Origin of the sequence: Noviherbaspirillum sedimenti (assembly GCF_003590835.1) — a bacterium.
Taxonomy (GTDB): Bacteria; Pseudomonadota; Gammaproteobacteria; order Burkholderiales; family Burkholderiaceae_D; genus Paucimonas; species Paucimonas sedimenti.
In genome coordinates, this window is the sequence record NZ_QYUQ01000002.1 from 3,253,640 (window position 1) to 3,272,261 (window position 18,622).

Below are 18,622 nucleotides of genomic sequence, written 5' to 3' on the forward strand. Positions count from 1 at the left end.
AACGCAGCAGCCAAGCCATCTTCTCCGCGCATTGCGCTGCACTATCGCAGAAAGGCATCGTACCCTGTCTTGACGTTGACATCCTCCCCGCCCTCAGCCTTGCGGCTGCCGCTTACGCGGAAAGGAAGGGGATTCCTACGGCGCCACACGATGATTTGCGAGTCGCTTCGGTGGGTTCCTGCTTCATCGAGCGGCCTGACTGCGCCGACTCTCCACAGGCTAACAAGCGGTATCCCCACTCTAAAACATTGATCGCGCCGACCACATCGGCGTGATTTTCGTAACCGCAATCGACGCACAGAAATTTCGCTTGTGTTTGCCGATTGTCTTTTGATACGTGACCGCAGCACGGGCAAGTGCGGCTGGTGTTGTGTGGCGGTACGGCCAGCAGCATGCCGCCGTTCCACGACACCTTGTAATCCAGTTGTCGCCTGAATTCACCCCATCCCTGATCGAGAATGGCGCGGTTCAGGCCGGATTTCTGTTTTACCATCTTGCCGTGCTGCTCGCTATTGCCCTTCGATGACCTGGACATGTTCCGTACCTGCAAATCCTCAATGCATACGAGCGCGTGGTTTTGGCTGATCGTCGTTGTGGTCTTATGCAGGAAGTCTTTGCGGGCGTTGGCGATGCTGGTGTGAATCTTCTGGACGCGGGCCTTCGCCTTCTTCCAGTTGTTGCTGAACTTGACCTTGCGGCTCATGCGGCGCTGGTAACGGGCCGGGCGTTGTTGATGTTTCTTGAAGCTGTTGAGCGGCGCGATATATGTCTCGTCGCTCATGGTGGCGAACCGGGCAATGCCGACATCGATGCCGATGGCGCTTGTCGCTACCGGCAGCGGCTGTTCAACTTCGCGCTTCGTTTGAACCGACACAAACCACTTACCGCCCGACTGGCTCACGGTGACGTTGCGCACCTCACCCAGCACGTCCCGGCTGTTGCGATAGCGCAGCCAGCCCAACTTGGGAAGAAAGAGGCGGTTGTTGGCCTGGTCTAGCTTGATCTGCTTCGGGTCGGGGTAGCGGAAAGCATCGCCGCTGCCCTTGCGCTTGAAGCGCGGGAAATCGGCGCGTTTTGCGAAGAAGTTCTTGTATGCCGTCTCCAAGTCCTTCAAGGCATGTTGCAAGGGGTGACAGGGAGCATCCTTGAGCCAAGGCGTGTCAAGGCTATTGCGCCATCCCGTGAGGTGCTTCGCCATCGCCACATAGCCGATGAACTTGTTACCCTCTTCGTGATTTTCTTTTTGCTGCGCCAGTGCCTTGTTGTAGACGAACCGGCACGACCCGGCGAAGCGGCGCATATCGCGCTTCTGCTCGCCGTCTGGCATGAGTTCGTATTTGTAGGCTTGCAGGCGCTGCATGCTGTGATTATATGCAGCATGTCTGGCGTCGGCAAACAAGCTTTGAGGCAAGGATGGCTTCGCCGCCCGCGCTCTTGACCCCGCCCTGACGGGCGAGGATTGCCGCGCAACTGATCAACTTCCCAAAATAAACTGTCCACGACCGACACGCCGGCAAGCTGGATAGAATTACGCAGCGTCGGGAGGCAACGCACGATGCGCCCGCATCGTCGCCGACATCCGGCAACCATGCCCAGCGTCCAAGGTGTTCCAGCTGAGCACAACCACGCAATTGCTTTTTTAATAACTCTCGTGCGAAGTCCGGATGCCTGTCCGCAAGATACGAAGCAACTCAAACCAGCCGCACGTTACAACTGTGCAGTCGTCCTGATCACCGTCACACGACTGATAAGGAAATCACCATCGACGACGGTTCTATGGGGAACGCCAATAACATTAAAACCAGGTCCGCCGTCATCGATCCAGCGCGCCACCAAGGCATCGAATTCCACAGGTTTCAGGCGGAGCATCTGGGCGGTGATTACAAACTGTGCACCTGCCTTCTGCTTTTTAACAAAGTCATCCATTGAAGCCATACATTCCCTTTCTTAATATGGGCAGCAATCATAAGACAGTTTGTTATCGACGACTATCGGAAATGCCACGTGAAACCATCCGCGAATCACGGTCAATGGCCTGATAGGAGTGACAGCCAGGCAGCCAGCAATGCAAGTGACGACAGCCCAGGCGAAAGCGGCTTCATTGAATACCACCTGGTAGAGGCGGAGACAAAGGTCGCCGCAAAGCGCCATACAGCAAACGCGCAAGTTGGCGGTATCCGGCACCCGTCAGATGAACCCATCTGCCATCGCAAAATCTGCACGCAACGCACCGCTCGAGTCCGCCAGGTTTTGCGTGTCGACGAATACGCACCCTGCCCTGTCCGCACACAGGCGCGCCAGCAAGTGGTTTGTCGCCCGGGTGGCGCCCTCTGCCGCATCAGCATGCCGCATGGGAGGGATGCCGACGATTGCCACTCGCGACATTGCCGGTATCCTGCCAAGCACGCTGCCCATCGAAATGGCAATTGCTTGCGGCGATTTGCCATATCTGAGATCGTTGCGTCCGCTGAGCAAGACAACCTGCCTGACCCGGTCCAGCGACTTGTACTGCGTAACACGCTCGGCCAGATGTTCCGCCGTTTCCCCGCCGATTGCGTAGTTGACCACAGCACCTTCCAGCAGTGAAGTCGGCAAGCTGTGCAAATGGCTGTCACCAAAGAGCAGTGTGCTTTGATCGCCAATCAGCGAGTCGCCCCGTAAATGGATGGCCCGTAATGTCGTTTCCAGTCGTGCCTGTAATGCAGACGGCGTTCCCAGTCGCCAGTTGAGAGAATCCGATATTGCAAGATAAAGCTGCGGACAAGACACAAGCACAAGGGTCCAAAGCATTATCACGGCAACTACCAGGCAAACCAAATAGTGCCTGCCCTTGGTGCCGGTTGCGCTAAACATGCCTGATCGGATTCTCAATCTGGGTTCCCCTGTCGTTGCCTTTCAAACCCGGCGGCATTGGCCGCTTGCAGCAGTCTGCCGCTGATTCGCCAATGCGTCTGTCTTCTTCCTGATTGGAGCGCTTCGGGTTTCTATAACCCGAGCCGTTCCATCCATTTATCCAAACCTTTGTTCGGAGTATCAACTATTTCCCGAACATCAACTATCTCGAGAGAATATACCCAAAAGCCCAACCCCAATTCAATAAGCAACTCACGGGATTGCGCATCAACGCAGCCCCCTGGATGCGACGGCAAGTTTATCCATGTCAGGCAAACCGCCATAACAAGCATCAATGGCATCTGCGGCATCTGCGAATATTTCAGCGCAAGCCGACCGGCATTACCTGTATCATGCCAACATTACAAACCCTGTAGTAACTATAAGGTACGGAGCATATTTTGCAGTGGCCCTGGAAAAATCCCAATGAAGCTGATGTGATGATCATCAGCGGACTGGCAAGAAGAAGCGGATGCCAAGTGGAAACCATCCGTTACTACGAGCGGCAGGGCCTGCTTCCCGCGCCTGACCGCTCATCCGGAAATTACCGCCTGTATCGCCAAATACATGTTGAACGCCTGCTGTTCATTCGCCATTGTCGTTCGCTCGACATGACCCTCGATGAAATCCGCCGCCTGCTCGATCTGCGCGACCGCCCGCAGGCAAGCGGTAGCGAAGCGAATGCCTTGCTAGAAAAGCGCATCGGGCAAGTAGCGCAACGTATCGAAGAATTGCAAGCGCTACAGAGGCAACTGCTTGACCTGCACGGCCAGTGCCACAGGGCACAGGCACTAGTGGACTGTAACATTTAAAAACGAAGTATACTCATGCTCATGGAGGGCATGATGATACTCACCAAAAGCGAACGCATGGGGCTCCAACAACAGGTCAGTGCGAGGAATGGACGGGCAGATACTGCACGTCGCGCCCGGCTGATTTTGCTGCTGGCCGATGGCCATACCTGGGCCGATATCCGCGCCAAGCTCGATTGCAGCGACAGCTTCATTGATCTCTGGAGCAAGCGTTTTTTCGCAGACCGGCTTGCCGGCCTGTTTTCGCGCCATGCCGGGCGGGAACGCTACAAGGTCACCGACCGCATCGAGGCACGCGTCCTGGCCCGAACCACGAAACACAAACCGGCCGATGGTTCGACGCACTGGTCGACACGCAAGCTGGCTGCCGAACTGGGCGGCGGGATTTCGCACATGGCGGTCGCGCGCATTTGGGCCAAGCATGGCATCAAGCCGCATCGCCTCGAAGGCTATCTCGCCTCCAACGATCCCGACTTTGAAACCAAGGCCGCCGATGTGATTGGCCTCTACATGAATCCGCCCCAGCACGCGGCCGTGTTTTGCGTGGACGAAAAAACTGCGATCCAGGCGCTGGATCGGAAAGACCCAGTGCTGCCGCTGTCGCCCGGACGCGCCGAACGCCATGGATTCGAATACTACCGGCACGGCACGCTGTCGTTGTATGCCGCCTTCAACACCAGGACTGGCGAGGTGCTGGGCAAGACCGCTGCGCGACACACCTCGGCAGAGTTCGTGGCCTTCCTCACAGACATCGTCGCAAATCAACCCAAGGGCAAAGAAATCCACGTCATCGCCGACAATCTCTCCGCGCACAAAACCAAGCTCGTCGCGGCATTTCTGGAGGCGCATCCCACGGTGCATATGCATTTCACTCCTACGTATTCATCCTGGTTGAATCAGGTCGAACTGTGGTTTGCAAAAATCGAACGCGACGTCATTGCGCGGGGCGTTTTCACATCGCTGACTGATCTCAAGAGAAAACTCATGCGTTACATCCGTCACTACAACACCCAGCCAAAGCCAGTGAAGTGGAAGTACTTCGATCCAAGCAAGCGAATCACTCCCGAATCAATTGTTACAGTCCACTAGTCGACAGCCGCAGCCCGCAATGCCTCGCCGATGGTGTTGAAGTGGATGCTAATGTTGCGCCCAGGCTATAGAACGGTCAGGTCCGCTGTCGCCGCTGTCGCTATTGAAAAACCGGGAAACGCAAGCTGGAAAAGTCCGCGCACAAAAGACTGCGGGCGGTAAGCCGTCTTGCAACAGCTTACCGCCCGCGGATTGTTACGACGACTAGCGCCGTCAGACTGATGCTTAAGCGCGCTTGCGGCTGAAGAACGCCATGAACTCGCCAACGATACCGCGTCGGAAGGCCAGCACGCAAACGATGAAGATGACACCGATCACGATATTGACCGATTCGCCCAGCGAGCGGAACCATTCGATCGTCGTGACATTCGCCAGGAAAGTGCCGATATCGCCGAGCTTCGACTCCAGGATGACGATGACGAAGGCGCCGATGATCGGGCCGGCGATGGTGCCCAGGCCGCCAACCAAGGTCATCAGCACGATCAAGCCCGACAAGCTCCAGTGCACGTCGGAAAGGGTCGCAAAGCCCAGCATCAGGGTTTTGGTCGAACCGGCCAGGCCAGCCAACGCAGCCGACAGGACAAAGGCCAGCAGCTTGTACTTGTCGACGTCGTAACCCAGCGAAATGGCGCGTGGCTCGTTTTCCTTTACAGCCTTCAACACCTGGCCGTACGGCGAATGCACGGCACGGATGATCACGGCGATACCGAAGACGAAGATCGCCAGCACGACGAAATACAGGGTCAGGTCGCTGCTAATATCCAGCACGCCGAACAGCTTGCCGCGCGGCACGCCTTGCAAGCCGTCTTCACCGCCGGTGAAGGGGAATTGCAGACACAGGAAGTAGATAAACTGCGCGATCGCCATGGTGATCATGGTGAAGTAAATCCCCTGGCGACGGATCGCCACGACACCCATGATCCAGCCAATCGCCGCGCCTGCCAGCGTACCCAGCAGCAGGCCAACTTCAGGCGGCACACCCCACATTTTCAGCGCATGGCCAGCGACATAGCCGGCGGTGCCGAAGAAGGCGGCGTGACCGAACGACAGCAGGCCCGCATAACCGAACACCAGATTGAAGGCGCTGGCAAACAATGCGAAGCACAGCATCTTCATCAGAAACACTGGATAGAAGAAGAATGGCGCTGCCAATGCTGCTACCAGAAATAAGCCGTAACCGATTTTTTTGTTCATAAACCCCACCGTTTGCCGCTGAGGGCGGCCAGTAACACCTGATTGATCCTTGTCGACTACAACCGTGCTCATGTTATTTCACCTTACCGAACAGGCCGGCCGGACGCACCAGCAGCACGATGATCATGATGATGAACACCACGGTCGACGACAATTCAGGATAAAACACGCGCGTCAGCCCTTCGACCACGCCCAGCAAGAGGCCAGTGATGATCGAGCCGAGAATCGAGCCCATGCCGCCGATCACCACCACCGCGAACACGACGATGATCAGGTTCGACCCCATCAGCGGCGAGATCTGGATGACCGGCGCCGACAGCACACCGGCAAACGCCGCCAGCGCCACGCCGAAGCCGAAGGTCAGGGTCACCATCAGCGGCACGTTGATGCCGAAGGCTTCCACCAGTTTCGGGTTTTCGGTACCGGCGCGCAGGTAGGCGCCGAGCTTGGTTTTTTCGATCACGAACCAGGTCGCCAGGCAAACCGTCACCGAGGCAAACACCACCCATGCCCGATAGTTCGGCAGGATCATGAAGCCGAGATCGGTGGCACCGGACAAGGCTTCCGGCACCGAGTAAGGCTGGCCGGAGACGCCGTAGATCGAGCGGAACACGCCTTCGACGATCAGCGTCACGCCGAAGGTCAGCAACAGGCCGTAGATGTGATCGACCTTGTACAGCCAGCGCAGCAAAAGCTTCTCGATAATGATGCCGAAGATCGCGACGATGATCGGCGCGGCGATCAGCATCACCCAGTAATTGATGTTGAAGTACGCCATGCCCATCCAGGCCAGGAAGGCCCCAAGCATGTATAGCGCACCGTGAGAAAAGTTAATGACATTGAGCAAGCCAAAAATCACGGCAAGGCCCAACGATAACATTGCATAAAATGACCCGTTAACCAGACCCAGCAAGAGCTGGCTCAACATGGCTTGCAGGGGAACGCCGAATATTTCCATGGCAGATCACAAAGAAAAAATTCACCCTAAAAGGGCGATAAAACTTGAAAAGCGGTGCGCCACAAGGGGCGCACCGCAGGCTTGAACAGTCTTACTTGCTGCTTACTTCCAGAGGGCGCACTTGGACTCGGCCTTGCTCATGTAGGCCTGGTCACCCGGGATGGTCTGCACCACCTTGTAGTAATCCCATGGATACTTCGACTCGGCCGGCGTCTTCACCTGCATCAGGTACATGTCATGCACCATGCGGCCATCCGGACGGATCACGCCATTCTTGGCAAACATGTCGTTGACCTTGGTCGCCTTCATCTGCGCCATCACCTTGTCGCCATCGTCGCTGCCCACGGCTTTCACCGCGTTCAGGTAGTGCATGGTCGCCGAGTAGTCGGCCGCATGCAGCATGGTCGGCTCTTTCTTGGTCTTGGCGAAGAACTTCTTCGACCAGGCGCGGGTGTCGTTGTTCAGGTCCCAGTACCAGCCGTCGGTCAGGTACATGCCCTGCGTCAGGTTCAGGCCCAGCGAGTGGATGTCGGTGATGAACACCAGCAGACCGGCCAGCTTCATGCTCTTGGTGATGCCGAACTCGTTGGCTGCCTTGATGGCGTTGATGGTGTCGCCGCCGGCATTGGCCATGCCCAGGATCTGCGCCTTGGACGCTTGCGCCTGCAGCAGGAACGACGAGAAGTCGGAGGCGTTCAGCGGATGCTTGACCTGGCCCTTGACCACGCCGCCCTGCGCCTTGACGACGTCCGCGGTGTCTTTTTCCAGCGATGCGCCGAAAGCATAGTCGGCGGTCAGGAAGAACCAGTCCTTGCCACCCTGCTTGACGATGGCGCCGCCGGTGCCGCGCGCCAGCGCCACGGTGTCATAGGCGTAGTGCACGGTGTAGCCGGTGCAATCCTCGTTGGTCAGGCGGGAAGAACCTGCGCCGATCGAGATGAAAGGCTTTTTCTTTTCCGCGGCCAGCTTGGCCAGCGCCAGGTTCACGCCGGAGTTGGTGCCGCCCAGGATCATGTCGACGCCTTCGCGGTCGATCCATTCGCGGCCCTTGGAAGCGGCGATGTCGGCCTTGTTCAGGTGGTCGGCAGAGACGAATTCGATTTTCTTGCCATTGATGGTGCCGCCGAAATCGGCAATCGCCATGCGCACGGCTTCAGCGCCGTTGGGGCCGTCGACGTCGGCATACACGCCGGACATGTCGGTGATCAGGCCGATCTTGACGGTATCGCCGGAAACCTGCGCCGAGGCGGGAGCAGCGAAAGCCATCAGGGCGGCTGCGGTAGCCAGCGCCATTGCATTCAGTTTCAACGTCATTCTTTATTTCTCCTTTGGTTCTGCGGTGTTATTTATATAAAGAACTTACGAACTTACACGCCCAGAAGTGTATTCAATACAGGCATCTTGGCTTCCAACTCGGATGAAGAGAAGGTCTCGACGATCTGACCATGCTCCATTACGTAAAACCGGTCCGCCAGCGGCGCAGCGAAGCGGAAATTCTGTTCCACCATGATGATGGTGTACCCCTTGGATTTCAGGGTCGTGATCATGCGTGCCAGCGCCTGCACGATGACCGGCGCCAGACCTTCGGAAATCTCGTCGAGCAGCAGGATCCTGGCGCCGGTGCGCAGGATGCGGCCGACCGCCAGCATCTGTTGTTCACCGCCAGACAGGCGGGTACCCTGGCTGTTTTTGCGTTCCTTCAGGTTGGGGAACATGTCGTAGATTTCTTCTACCGACATGCCCTTTTCCGTCTTCGAGACCATCGGCGGCAACAGCAGGTTTTCTTCCGTCGACAGCGAAGAAAAAATGCCGCGCTCTTCCGGGCAATAGCCCAGGCCCAGATGGGCAATCTTGTGGGTCGGCAGGTGGATCGCCTCGACGCCACCGATCTTGATCGAGCCCTTGCGAGCACCGACCAGGCCCATGATGGAGCGCATGGTGGTGGTGCGACCGGCGCCGTTGCGGCCGAGGATGGTGACGACTTCGCCGTAGTTCACCGAGAGATTGACGTCATGCAGGATGTGCGATTCGCCATACCAGGCATGCAGGTTGCTGATTTCCAGCGCTTTCTCAGCCATGATCAATGGGCTCCTTCCAGTTCTGCGGCGGAGGTACCCATGTACGCTTCCATCACTAGCGGATTGTTCGATACTTCTGCGTAAGTGCCTTCGGCCAGCATGGCGCCGCGCTGCAGCACCGAAATCTTGTCGCAAATGCCAGACACCACGCTCATGTTGTGTTCCACCATCAGGATGGTGCGGCCAGCCGACACTTTCTTGATCAGTTCGGTGACGCGGTGGACGTCTTCATGGCCCATGCCCTGGGTCGGTTCGTCCAGCAGCATCAGCTCCGGTTCCATGCCCAGCGTCGTGGCGATTTCCAGCGCGCGCTTGCGGCCATAGGGCAAGTCGACGGTAACGGTATCGGCGAACTCGGTCAGGTCGACTTCGGCCAGCAATTGCATGGCGCGATCGTTCAGCTGATACAAGGACTTTTCACTCTTCCAGAAATGGAAGGACGTGCCCAGCTTGCGCTGCAGACCGATACGCACGTTTTCCAGCACGGTCAGGTGCGGGAACACGGCAGAAATCTGGAACGAACGGATGATGCCCTGACGCGAAATCTGCGCCGGCTTGTCCGCCGTAATGTCTTTGCCATTGAACAGGATCTGTCCAGAGGTAGGGATCAGAAACTTGGTGAGCAAGTTGAAGCAAGTCGTCTTGCCAGCACCATTGGGGCCGATCAGTGCATGGATGTGACCCCGCTGCACTTTCAAATTCACGTCATTGACTGCCGTGAACCCCTTGAACTCTTTGGTGAGATTTTTGGTCTCGAGGATGACAGGGGTCATCATTTCTCCTTCTTAGACGTCTATTGCTTATTGACGCTTTTGCTTGTTATTGACACTTGTAATGCCGTTTGCCGTACATGCGGCTACGCAATTTTGCGAATAGTACTAGCTCTTATGCGAAGAAACAATACCAGAGATTCACAACAAGATTCCTTTTCTTTTTTGTCATAGTAGTTCTACGGTTCTTTGCTGCATTGCAATATGAGATTTTGAAATTCGAATCCATTCCGCCACCTGCTCTGCCAGCATGATGGTCGGCGAATTGGTATTGCCGGAAGTTATGGTGGGCATCGCGGAGGCATCCACCACCCGCAACCCATGAATTCCCCTCACACGCAAGCGGCTGTCGAGCACTGCCAGCGGGTCGTCTGCAGCGCCCATCTTGCAGGTGCCGACCGGGTGAAAAATGGTTGTTCCGATCTCACCGGCGGCCTGTGCCAATTCCGCTTCGCTGCGATAACTTAAACCTGGCTTAATTTCTTTCGGAAAAAATTGTTGCAGCGCGGGAGCGGCAATTATTTTTCGTGTCAATGCCAGGGAAGCGCCCGCCACCCGCCGGTCTTCGGCCGTGCTCAGGTAATTCGGCGTGATCCTGGGTGCCGCCAGCGCATCGCCCGAACACAGGCGCACATGGCCGCGCGATTCCGGACGCAGGTTGCAGACACTGGCAGTAAACGCCGGAAAATTGTGCAATGCGTCACCAAAGCGCTCCAGCGACAGGGGCTGCACATGGTATTCCAGGTTGGCCGTCGCCTGGCCCGCATCCGAACGGGCGAAAGCCCCCAGCTGCGACGGCGCCATCGACATCGGCCCGCTTTGGAACAGCAAGTATTCCAGGCCGATCTTCATCTTGCCGAACCAGTGGTTGGCCATGGTATTGAGGGTACGCGCGCCCTCGATCTGGAACACCATGCGCAATTGCAGGTGATCCTGCAGGTTTTCACCGACGCCTGGCAATTCGGCCTGTACTGCGATGCCATGCTCGTGCAGCAAGGCCGCCGGTCCCACACCGGACAATTGCAAAATGTGCGGCGAACCGATCGCCCCGGCACTCAGGAGCGTTTCACGCGCCGCAGCGGCAAACCAGCGGCCGCCTTCGCGCAGGAATTCGACGCCGCTGCAAACCTTGCCCTGTGCCGTATCGGCAATGCGCAGGCGCTCGACATGGCAGCCGGTCATGACGGTCAGGTTGCCGCGCCTGAGTGCAGGTTTCAGAAAAGCGCGCGCCGTGCTCCAGCGCCAGCCGCGCTTCTGGTTGACTTCGAAATAGCCGCAGCCCTCGTTGTCGCCGCGGTTGAAATCTTCGGTGCTCGGAATGCCGGTCTGCGCTGCGGCCGCGCGAAAAGCTTCGAGGATTTCCCAGGACAGGCGCTGCCGCTCCACCCGCCATTCGCCGCCACTGCCATGAAACGCGTCGCTGCCCCGATGATGGTCTTCGCTGCGCATGAACAGCGGCAGTACCCGGCTCCAGGACCAGGCATCGTCACCGGTCAGACGCGCCCATTCATCGTAGTCGCGCGCCTGGCCGCGCATGTAGATCATGCCGTTGATCGAGGATGAACCGCCCAGCACTTTGCCACGCGGGTAAATCAGGCTGCGGCCATTCAGGCCGGGATCGGCTTCGGTACGGAAACGCCAGTCGGTGCGCGCATTGTCGATGCAATAAAGATAACCGACCGGGATATGCACCCACAGGTAATCGTCCTTCTTGCCGGCTTCAAGCAGCAGGACTTTCACGTCCGGGTCTTCGGAGAGGCGGTTGGCCAGTACGCAGCCCGCCGAACCGGCGCCAATGATGATGTAGTCGTATTGTCCCGCTGACTGCATGGCCGTCCCCTACTTCGCCACCGGCATGGTGAACTCGGCGCCCTTCGCAATCGACTCCGGCCAGCGCTGCATGATCGACTTGTAGCGGGTGTAAAAGCGCACGCCTTCCTCGCCATAGGCATGGGCATCGCCAAACAACGAACGCTTCCAGCCGCCGAAGGAATGCCAGGCCATCGGCACGGGAATCGGCACGTTCACGCCAACCATGCCGACTTCGATGCGGCGCGAAAATTCGCGCGCGGTATGGCCATCGGACGTGAAGAGCGACACACCATTGCCGTATTCATGGGCATTGATCAACTCGACCGCCGCCGCCAGGTCCGGCACGCGCACCACGCACAGGACCGGCCCGAAGATTTCCTCGCGATAGATGCTCATGTCCGGCGTGACGCCGTCGAACAGGCTGCCGCCCAGGAAAAACCCTTTTTCATGACCGGCTACGCGCAAACCGCGACCATCGACCAGCAGCTTTGCGCCAGCCTGCACACCGGCGTCGATGTAGTCCTCGATCTTTTGCTTGTGGGTGGCGGTGACCAACGGCCCCATCTCGGCATTCGCCTCCATGCCATTGCTGACCTTCAGCGCCTTCACGCGCGGCACCAGCGCTTCGACCAGCCGGTTGGCGACATCGCCTACCACCACCGCCACCGAAATCGCCATGCAACGCTCGCCAGCCGAACCGTAGGCGGCGCCAATCAAGGCATCAACCGCCTGCTCAAGGTCGGCGTCCGGCATCACCACCAGATGGTTCTTTGCGCCTCCCAGCGCTTGCGCGCGCATGGGATAAGGCCCCTTGCGCTTGGCCGCCTCGGTGTAAATGTATTCGGCGATCGGCGTCGAACCAACGAAAGAAATCGCCTTCACGTCGGCATGCCGCAACAAGGCATCGACCGCCACCTTGTCACCCTGTACCACGTTGAACACGCCTTCCGGCAAGCCAGCCTGCATCAACAAGTCCGCCAGCATCAGCGAAGGCGAGGGATCGCGCTCGGACGGCTTGAGTACGAAGGTGTTACCGGTGGCCAGCGCCATCGGCGCCATCCACAAAGGCACCATCACCGGAAAATTGAAGGGCGTGATGCCGGCGGTGACGCCCAGCGGCTGGCGTAACTGCCAGTTGTCGATGCCGCCGCCGATATTGTCGGTGAATTGGGTCTTCAGCAATTGCGGCGCGCCGCAGGCGAATTCCACCACTTCGATGCCGCGCACCACTTCGCCCTTTGCATCGGAAAACACCTTGCCATGTTCGCGCGTAATCGCGGCAGCCAGGGCATCCTGGTGCTTTTCCATCAATTCCTTGAACTTGAACAGAATGCGCGCGCGCTTCAAGGGCGCGGTTTCAGCCCATGCCGGCGCGGCCGCCTTGGCTGCCGCCACTGCGGCATTGACTTCCTCGACGCTGGCCAGGGCCACCTGCGCACTGACTTCCCCGGTGGCGGGATTGAAAACCGCTTGGCGGCGCCCACTGGAAGAAGCCGTTACGCGACCACCGATGAAGTGTTCAATACGGGAAGAAGACAGGTTTTCCATAAAAATTCCTTTGGCAAATAAATCAATTTCCGCAGAATATCGCCCTATTTCTGGTAAATCCAATCAGTTATTATCACTATGATATAAATATAATTTATGATGATTGGATTTGCAGTTTCAAAGAATTCAGCATGGATCCATCGCAGCTACGTGCTTTCCTCACTGTCGCCCGCACCGGCAACCTCACCCGTGCAGCGGTCGCGCTGCATCTGACGCAACCGGCTGTCAGCCTGCAAATCAAGGCACTGCAGGCAGCCCTCCAAGTCCAGCTGTTTACGCGCACGCCGACCGGCATGGTACTGACCGCCGAAGGCGCCAAGCTGTTGCCACTCGCCGAACGCATCCTGGGCAATATGGCGGAACTGCAGCAAGCGGCCAATGCACTGCATTCGACACTGAGTGGATCATTGTCGATCGGCACCATTCTCGATCCCGAATTTACCCGTCTGGGCGCCTTCCTCAAACGCCTGGTCGAATCCTGGCCGCAGCTGACGCCACGTCTGCAACATGGAATGTCGGGGAATGTCTTGCAAATGCTGAAAAGCAGCCAGCTCGATGTCGGTTATTACCTGGGCGATCCCGGAAAAGATTGCCATTCCGTCATCCTGGCGCCATTTACCTACAACGTCGTGGCACCGTCCGGCTGGAAAAACCGTGTCGCCGGCAAGGATTGGATTGCACTGGCGCAATTGCCCTGGATCTGGACACCGCCCGATTCCGTCCACAACCGTTTGCTGAGCACCGTCTTTTCTTCGTACCAGGTACATCCACCGACAGTAGCACAAGTGGACCAGGAGCAATCCATGCTCGCACTCGTGAAATCCGGCATTGGACTTTCCCTGGTCCGGGAATCCATCGCCCTGCGCGAAGCCCATGCTCATGGACTGGTGATTGCCGATGCAGTCAGCGTAACAACGGAATTGCGCTTCATCACCTTGGCCAAACGCCAGCATGAAATAGCTATTGCGGCGGTATTTTCCTTGCTGGCCAGCGTCTGGAACAATTAAACCCCGAATTGTCTTGTAAATTTATATATAAAAAATGTTTATCCACAATGACTGTGGATAAGTTTGGGGATATCCCTTGTGTGTATTGTGCACAAGCAGCTACTTTCTTCCGGGCCATTTTTTTATCCAGAATTTATCCGAACCGGATACAAGCTTTATCTGCGTCCTTATACAGCGACTAAGTCGCTGTAAACATTCGCTGTTTACCACTTATCCACAGAAAAGCAGGTCGTTTACTACTATTACTATTCATATATATAAATAACTATTCAAAACCAGGCCTTTCGAATTTTTTCGCCTGTCCTGACAAAAAGCCTGGATTTCCAACAGAGTTATAAAATTTTTTTGGTCAATATTGGTCAGCAAAAAATAGTAAAAACAATCTTGTCATCTCGTCATCCAGATCGGCAATTGGAATCGGTGCGTTCCGGCTTGCGAAACCATGCCAATAAATATTTATCTTATTTACAATATTCGACAATTTTTGCTGCCAGCTGTGGATAACTCAGTGCATAGGCAGCGGGTATTTTGTGAACAAGCGCATGTTTTTCCACTGACAGATTTTTTATCCAGAATCTATCCGCCTCAGAAACAAGCTTTATCAAGCGCCTTGTACAAAAGCTAAAAGCTTGATTTTAAAAAGCGTTTAGGAGTTATCCACAGAAAACTACGCCGTTTACTATTACTACTATTTATATATATAAATACTTATTAAAAAACACTGCGACAAACGCGAAGCTTGAAAAACCTCGCAAAAATCGAAAAAATAGCATTAAAGACAATTTTTCTCTTTCGATTCGCTTGCTCTTTAGATAAAAATGATTTGAAGGCAATAAAAAAAATAAAAAAAATCCACTGCCGGCATAGCCGGCAGTGGATTTCAAATATTAATATTAATTAAATTACAATTTTAAAATACCACTTCCTATCGCGTTTTCGGTTGCTTCCGATAATTTTCCCCGTAACCAGCGGTGTGCAGGATTACGGGCATCGCGCTCATGCCAAAGCATATCGACATGCACTGGTGGCATCTCGAACGGCAAATCCTTGGAAATCAATTCTTCGCTTCTCCCCGTCGAGGCAATCAAATGGCGTGGCAACACCGTAATCAAATCCGAATTGGCAACCACCGAGCCACCGGTATAAAATTGGTTGACTGTCAACAGGATGCGGCGTTCACGTCCCAGCTGCGCCAGTACATCGTTCACCTGGCCATGCGCGCGTCCGGAAAAACTCACCAGCAAGTGATTCGCTGCGCAGTAAGTATCCAGGGTCAGTTCCTGCGATGCGAGCGGATGATCCTTGCGCATCACGCACACATACTGGCCCGTGTACAAACGCTCGTGGCGGATTGGCGTACTCGGTTCGGTCGCCATCTGGTTCACCACGCCTGGGAAAAACCCGATGGTCAGGTCGATATCGCCGCGCAACAGGATGGGACGCGGATCGCGCGTGGTAAGCGGCATCATGCGTACGTTCATGCCGGGTGCTTCGCGCTGGATGTCCTTTACCAACATCGGCAGCCACTGTGCCGCCGGCGCGTCGGCCATTGCCATGCGAAAGGTCGTGTGGGTTTTTGCCAGGTCAAAACTCTCCGGCGTCAATGCCGACTCCAGCTCAGTCAGGGCATTGCGTACCGTTGGCCATAATTCTTCCGCCCGCGGCGTGGGGCGTACGCCATGGGCGGTACGAATCAGCAATTCATCGCCGACCGCATCGCGCAGGCGCTTCAGGGCATTGGATACTGCCGGCTGCGTCATTGCCAGACGGCTCGCGGCGCGTGTCAGATTCTGCTCCGACATGACGGCATCGAACACACGCAAAAGGTTTAAATCAATTGTCAGAAAACTCATGGTATTGGATTAATTAAGCAATTCGAAATTTTTAGCCGACATGCAGTGTTATGCAATTAATCTATAAGAGATATCGACATTGGAAATTAGATTTATAACAGAGTCATTCATATACTGCAACGCACCAAGTTCATGTTTTAGAGAAAAAGCATGTCGATCTTTACCCTTGTTTATCCAGGCCAGGTCGCGGATCCTGTCATGACCGGTTCAATCGATGTTTTATCCTTGGTGATGTTGGGATTGGGTCTGCTGGGCACGCGATCGAATCGACGCGCTTGAGTCCACGCCCTTGAATTTTCGTCTGTCGGCGTAGCGATCGCCACCTGTACCGCTTGTCTCCTCATCCTTCTTGCTGAAGGATTTAAGCCCTGCTGGCACGAGTCTCGCGGGGATTTTTTTACTCGGCCTCCAGACCCTCGATCAGCATTTGCGTATTCACCAACCGCGCCGGGCCGCGCACGATTTCTTCGCCATGACGAAACCAACGCTGCAGCACATAGGGTGCAAAACCGGTTTCTTCGCGGATGGCAAACTGGAAAATTGCATCCCATTCGCTATCGCGCGGCATCACCCAGACGACCTGGCGTCCGGCATCGCCAACGATCCCGGCATGGCGCAGGTTGCCTCGCACACGTCCGGCGCGCTGCTCAGGCGAGGCGCCAAAGCTTCCCGAAGCATCCGGTAAGGGCAATACCACGGGCACCCGCTTTTCCGCCAGCGCGGTGGCGCTAGTCCTGAACTTTGCCCACGGACCGAGCAAGGCCTGTTCGACCAGGCGGCGCTCATCATCCGACAAGGGATCGTCCAGAAAATAACAAGACAGAATTCGTGCCATAAACACATAATACGCCTTGCCGAAGACAGAGCCTTACCTGCGGCGTTTTTTCCAGTTGTAATCCGCCGCCGGATCGGCAACGCCGGCATGACCAACCACATGCGGATTTTCCGAACACATGGTGACAAAGCTGATCGGCTCGCCGGCGCGTTTACGCATGCGTAACTGTTCCATGAAGTGCAGGGCTGCACCCATCTGGCTGGAATTGAAGGCCTGCGCCCGCGTCAACGGCAGGTCGTTGTCATGCTCGGTCCAATACACCATGTACATGGCTGATTCCTGTCGCGTAGATGCCGGTAGACGCCGGATTGCCGGCAAAAGTGCCTGCCTGCTCCAGGCTAGGCGGGTTGCGCCCCATCCGGCATGGGGGAAACGCTGCTTGGCGGATTTTTGGCATCGAGCCGGGCGCGGATCTTTTCCCAGGCTTTGTCATGCAATGGCAATAGCACCACATTGCAAATAGGTTCGAGAATCGCCGCCACGCCACCAAATGCCAGCGAACCGGTGATCACATACATGACGCCAAAGGCGACGCCCATGTGCAAGCCGACTTGACTGGCGGTTTTAGCTGCAGTGACCATGATGAGACTCCCTATCTTGATGATTGGTAGCGCTTGATACGCCCACAAGCGAATGATAAGGATTCTCATTCATTAGATAAAATTTATAAAATTTAAAAAATTGATAGCTTCACCCTATTTAAGAAAACTATCGGGCATCACGCCTGAAAACTCCCGCCCGCCAGGGCAAACCCCTGCAAGAATTCGCGCGCAGCCAGGCGCTTACCGCCGGGTTTTTGCAATTGCGTCACGCGGATTGCGCCGCTGCCGCAGGCAATTACGACGCCATCCGCATCTGCCTGCAGGACTTGTCCTGGTACCGCACCGTTATTGTTGGCGAGCGTTTCCGCTTGCCAGAGCTTGACGGCAACTTCATTGAATAAAGCCGATGCCCCTGGAAAGGGATTGAAAGCCTGGATCTTGCGCGCCACTTTGGTGGCGGATTGTGACAAGTCCAGCAAGGCCTCTTCCTTGGCGATCTTCGCAGCGTAGGTGACGCCCGCTTGCGGTTGCGGCGTGGCCGGCATATTGCCTTTTTCAAGCTGGGCCAGGGCAGCCACGATCATGTCTGCGCCGAGCGCCGCGAGCTTGTCGTGCAGGGTGCCGGTGGTGTCGTCTCCGGCGATGGGCAGGCTTTGCATGGCCAGCATGGGCCCCGTATCCAGTCCCTCTTCCATCTGCATGATCGTCACGCCCGTTTCGGCATCGCCCGCTTCGATGGCGCGATGAATGGGCGCCGCGCCGCGCCAGCGCGGCAACAGCGAGGCGTGGATATTGATGCAGCCAAATTTCGGGATATCAAGCACCGAGCGCGGCAGGATCAAACCATAAGCCGCCACCACCATCACATCGGCACCGACGGATTGCAGCAAGTCATGGGCGTTGCGCGCCACTTGCGGATGTTTGCCATCAAGCTTGAGGGATACCGGTTGCGCCACCGGCAGATTATGGGCCAGCGCGAACTGCTTGACGGGTGAAGCCTGCAATTGCATGCCGCGTCCGGCGGGGCGGTCGGGCTGGGTCAGGACGAGGACGATTTCATGGCCGGCGGCGTGCAAGGCTTGCAAGGCGACGGCGGCAAATTCGGGGGTACCGGCGTAGATGATTTTCATGGACGAGATTGTATTACGGGCGGCTTGGGATGCGTTTGTTGCTAGATGGATAAAACACACATACACTGGCGGTAACTTGAGCAGGTAGGACTTTGTGTAACC

At 56.3% G+C, this 18,622-nt stretch carries 18 protein-coding genes; 3 read left to right on the forward strand and 15 right to left on the reverse strand.

Going from position 1 to position 18,622, the window contains the following annotated elements; translation table 11 throughout:
• Nucleotides 1-112: 112 nt before the first annotated feature.
• From D3878_RS15210 to D3878_RS15220, 3 genes are all read right to left on the reverse strand, one after another.
• On the reverse strand, nucleotides 113-1,360 hold the full coding sequence (locus D3878_RS15210) for an RNA-guided endonuclease InsQ/TnpB family protein (protein WP_119786260.1): 1,248 nt from the start codon (nucleotides 1,358-1,360) through the stop codon (nucleotides 113-115).
• Nucleotides 1,361-1,707: 347 nt separating this feature from the next.
• On the reverse strand, nucleotides 1,708-1,935 hold the full coding sequence (locus tag D3878_RS15215; RefSeq protein WP_119786261.1) for a hypothetical protein: 228 nt from the start codon (nucleotides 1,933-1,935) through the stop codon (nucleotides 1,708-1,710).
• Nucleotides 1,936-2,187: 252 nt separating this feature from the next.
• Nucleotides 2,188-2,853, reverse strand: a complete 666-nt coding sequence (locus tag D3878_RS15220; protein ID WP_119786262.1) for an SGNH/GDSL hydrolase family protein — start codon at nucleotides 2,851-2,853, stop codon at nucleotides 2,188-2,190.
• Nucleotides 2,854-3,293: 440 nt separating this feature from the next.
• Between D3878_RS15220 and cadR the strand changes: the two genes are divergently transcribed.
• A complete protein-coding gene (cadR, locus tag D3878_RS15230; protein ID WP_420799537.1) occupies nucleotides 3,294-3,704 on the forward strand; it encodes a Cd(II)/Pb(II)-responsive transcriptional regulator in 411 nt (136 codons plus the stop codon).
• Between the two features lie 33 nt (nucleotides 3,705-3,737).
• Entirely contained in the window at nucleotides 3,738-4,793 is a 1,056-nt protein-coding gene (locus tag D3878_RS15235; protein WP_119787926.1) for an IS630 family transposase, read from the forward strand.
• Between the two features lie 225 nt (nucleotides 4,794-5,018).
• Here D3878_RS15235 and D3878_RS15240 read toward each other — a convergent pair whose 3' ends face one another.
• From D3878_RS15240 to D3878_RS15270, 7 genes are all read right to left on the reverse strand, one after another.
• The gene (locus tag D3878_RS15240) at nucleotides 5,019-5,987 is read right to left on the reverse strand and encodes a branched-chain amino acid ABC transporter permease (RefSeq protein WP_119786265.1); all 969 of its coding nucleotides are present in this window, start codon (nucleotides 5,985-5,987) and stop codon (nucleotides 5,019-5,021) included.
• Nucleotides 5,988-6,060: 73 nt separating this feature from the next.
• Nucleotides 6,061-6,945: a branched-chain amino acid ABC transporter permease gene (locus D3878_RS15245; protein ID WP_119786266.1), complete on the reverse strand. Its 885-nt coding sequence runs from the start codon at nucleotides 6,943-6,945 to the stop codon at nucleotides 6,061-6,063.
• Nucleotides 6,946-7,047: 102 nt separating this feature from the next.
• Nucleotides 7,048-8,238: an ABC transporter substrate-binding protein gene (locus D3878_RS15250; protein ID WP_420799581.1), complete on the reverse strand. Its 1,191-nt coding sequence runs from the start codon at nucleotides 8,236-8,238 to the stop codon at nucleotides 7,048-7,050.
• Nucleotides 8,239-8,312: 74 nt separating this feature from the next.
• Entirely contained in the window at nucleotides 8,313-9,023 is a 711-nt protein-coding gene (locus D3878_RS15255) for an ABC transporter ATP-binding protein (RefSeq protein ID WP_119786267.1), read from the reverse strand.
• 2 nt (nucleotides 9,024-9,025) lie between these two features.
• Nucleotides 9,026-9,796 (reverse strand): ABC transporter ATP-binding protein, encoded by a 771-nt coding sequence (locus D3878_RS15260; RefSeq protein ID WP_119786268.1) that lies wholly within the window; start codon nucleotides 9,794-9,796, stop codon nucleotides 9,026-9,028.
• Between the two features lie 165 nt (nucleotides 9,797-9,961).
• Entirely contained in the window at nucleotides 9,962-11,623 is a 1,662-nt protein-coding gene (locus D3878_RS15265; protein ID WP_119786269.1) for a GMC family oxidoreductase, read from the reverse strand.
• Nucleotides 11,624-11,632: 9 nt separating this feature from the next.
• The gene (locus D3878_RS15270; protein ID WP_119786270.1) at nucleotides 11,633-13,153 is read right to left on the reverse strand and encodes a CoA-acylating methylmalonate-semialdehyde dehydrogenase; all 1,521 of its coding nucleotides are present in this window, start codon (nucleotides 13,151-13,153) and stop codon (nucleotides 11,633-11,635) included.
• Between the two features lie 131 nt (nucleotides 13,154-13,284).
• Between D3878_RS15270 and D3878_RS15275 the strand changes: the two genes are divergently transcribed.
• Nucleotides 13,285-14,160: a LysR family transcriptional regulator gene (locus tag D3878_RS15275; protein WP_119786271.1), complete on the forward strand. Its 876-nt coding sequence runs from the start codon at nucleotides 13,285-13,287 to the stop codon at nucleotides 14,158-14,160.
• 902 nt (nucleotides 14,161-15,062) lie between these two features.
• On the opposite strand, the gene D3878_RS15280 is transcribed toward D3878_RS15275, so the two are convergent.
• The 5 genes from D3878_RS15280 to fmt all read right to left on the reverse strand — a co-directional run bounded on the left by D3878_RS15280 (nucleotide 15,063) and on the right by fmt (nucleotide 18,520).
• Complete coding sequence (locus D3878_RS15280) at nucleotides 15,063-16,013, reverse strand: LysR family transcriptional regulator (protein ID WP_119786272.1); 951 nt, start codon at nucleotides 16,011-16,013, stop codon at nucleotides 15,063-15,065.
• Between the two features lie 397 nt (nucleotides 16,014-16,410).
• Nucleotides 16,411-16,848, reverse strand: coding sequence for a hypothetical protein (locus D3878_RS15285; RefSeq protein WP_119786273.1), 438 nt, complete (start codon nucleotides 16,846-16,848; stop codon nucleotides 16,411-16,413).
• A gap of 33 nt (nucleotides 16,849-16,881) precedes the next feature.
• On the reverse strand, nucleotides 16,882-17,118 hold the full coding sequence (locus D3878_RS15290; RefSeq protein ID WP_119786274.1) for a hypothetical protein: 237 nt from the start codon (nucleotides 17,116-17,118) through the stop codon (nucleotides 16,882-16,884).
• A 68-nt stretch (nucleotides 17,119-17,186) separates the two neighbouring features.
• Entirely contained in the window at nucleotides 17,187-17,429 is a 243-nt protein-coding gene (locus tag D3878_RS15295) for a DUF2061 domain-containing protein (protein ID WP_119786275.1), read from the reverse strand.
• Between the two features lie 137 nt (nucleotides 17,430-17,566).
• On the reverse strand, nucleotides 17,567-18,520 hold the full coding sequence (gene fmt / locus D3878_RS15300) for a methionyl-tRNA formyltransferase (RefSeq protein WP_119786276.1): 954 nt from the start codon (nucleotides 18,518-18,520) through the stop codon (nucleotides 17,567-17,569).
• Nucleotides 18,521-18,622 lie beyond the last annotated feature (102 nt).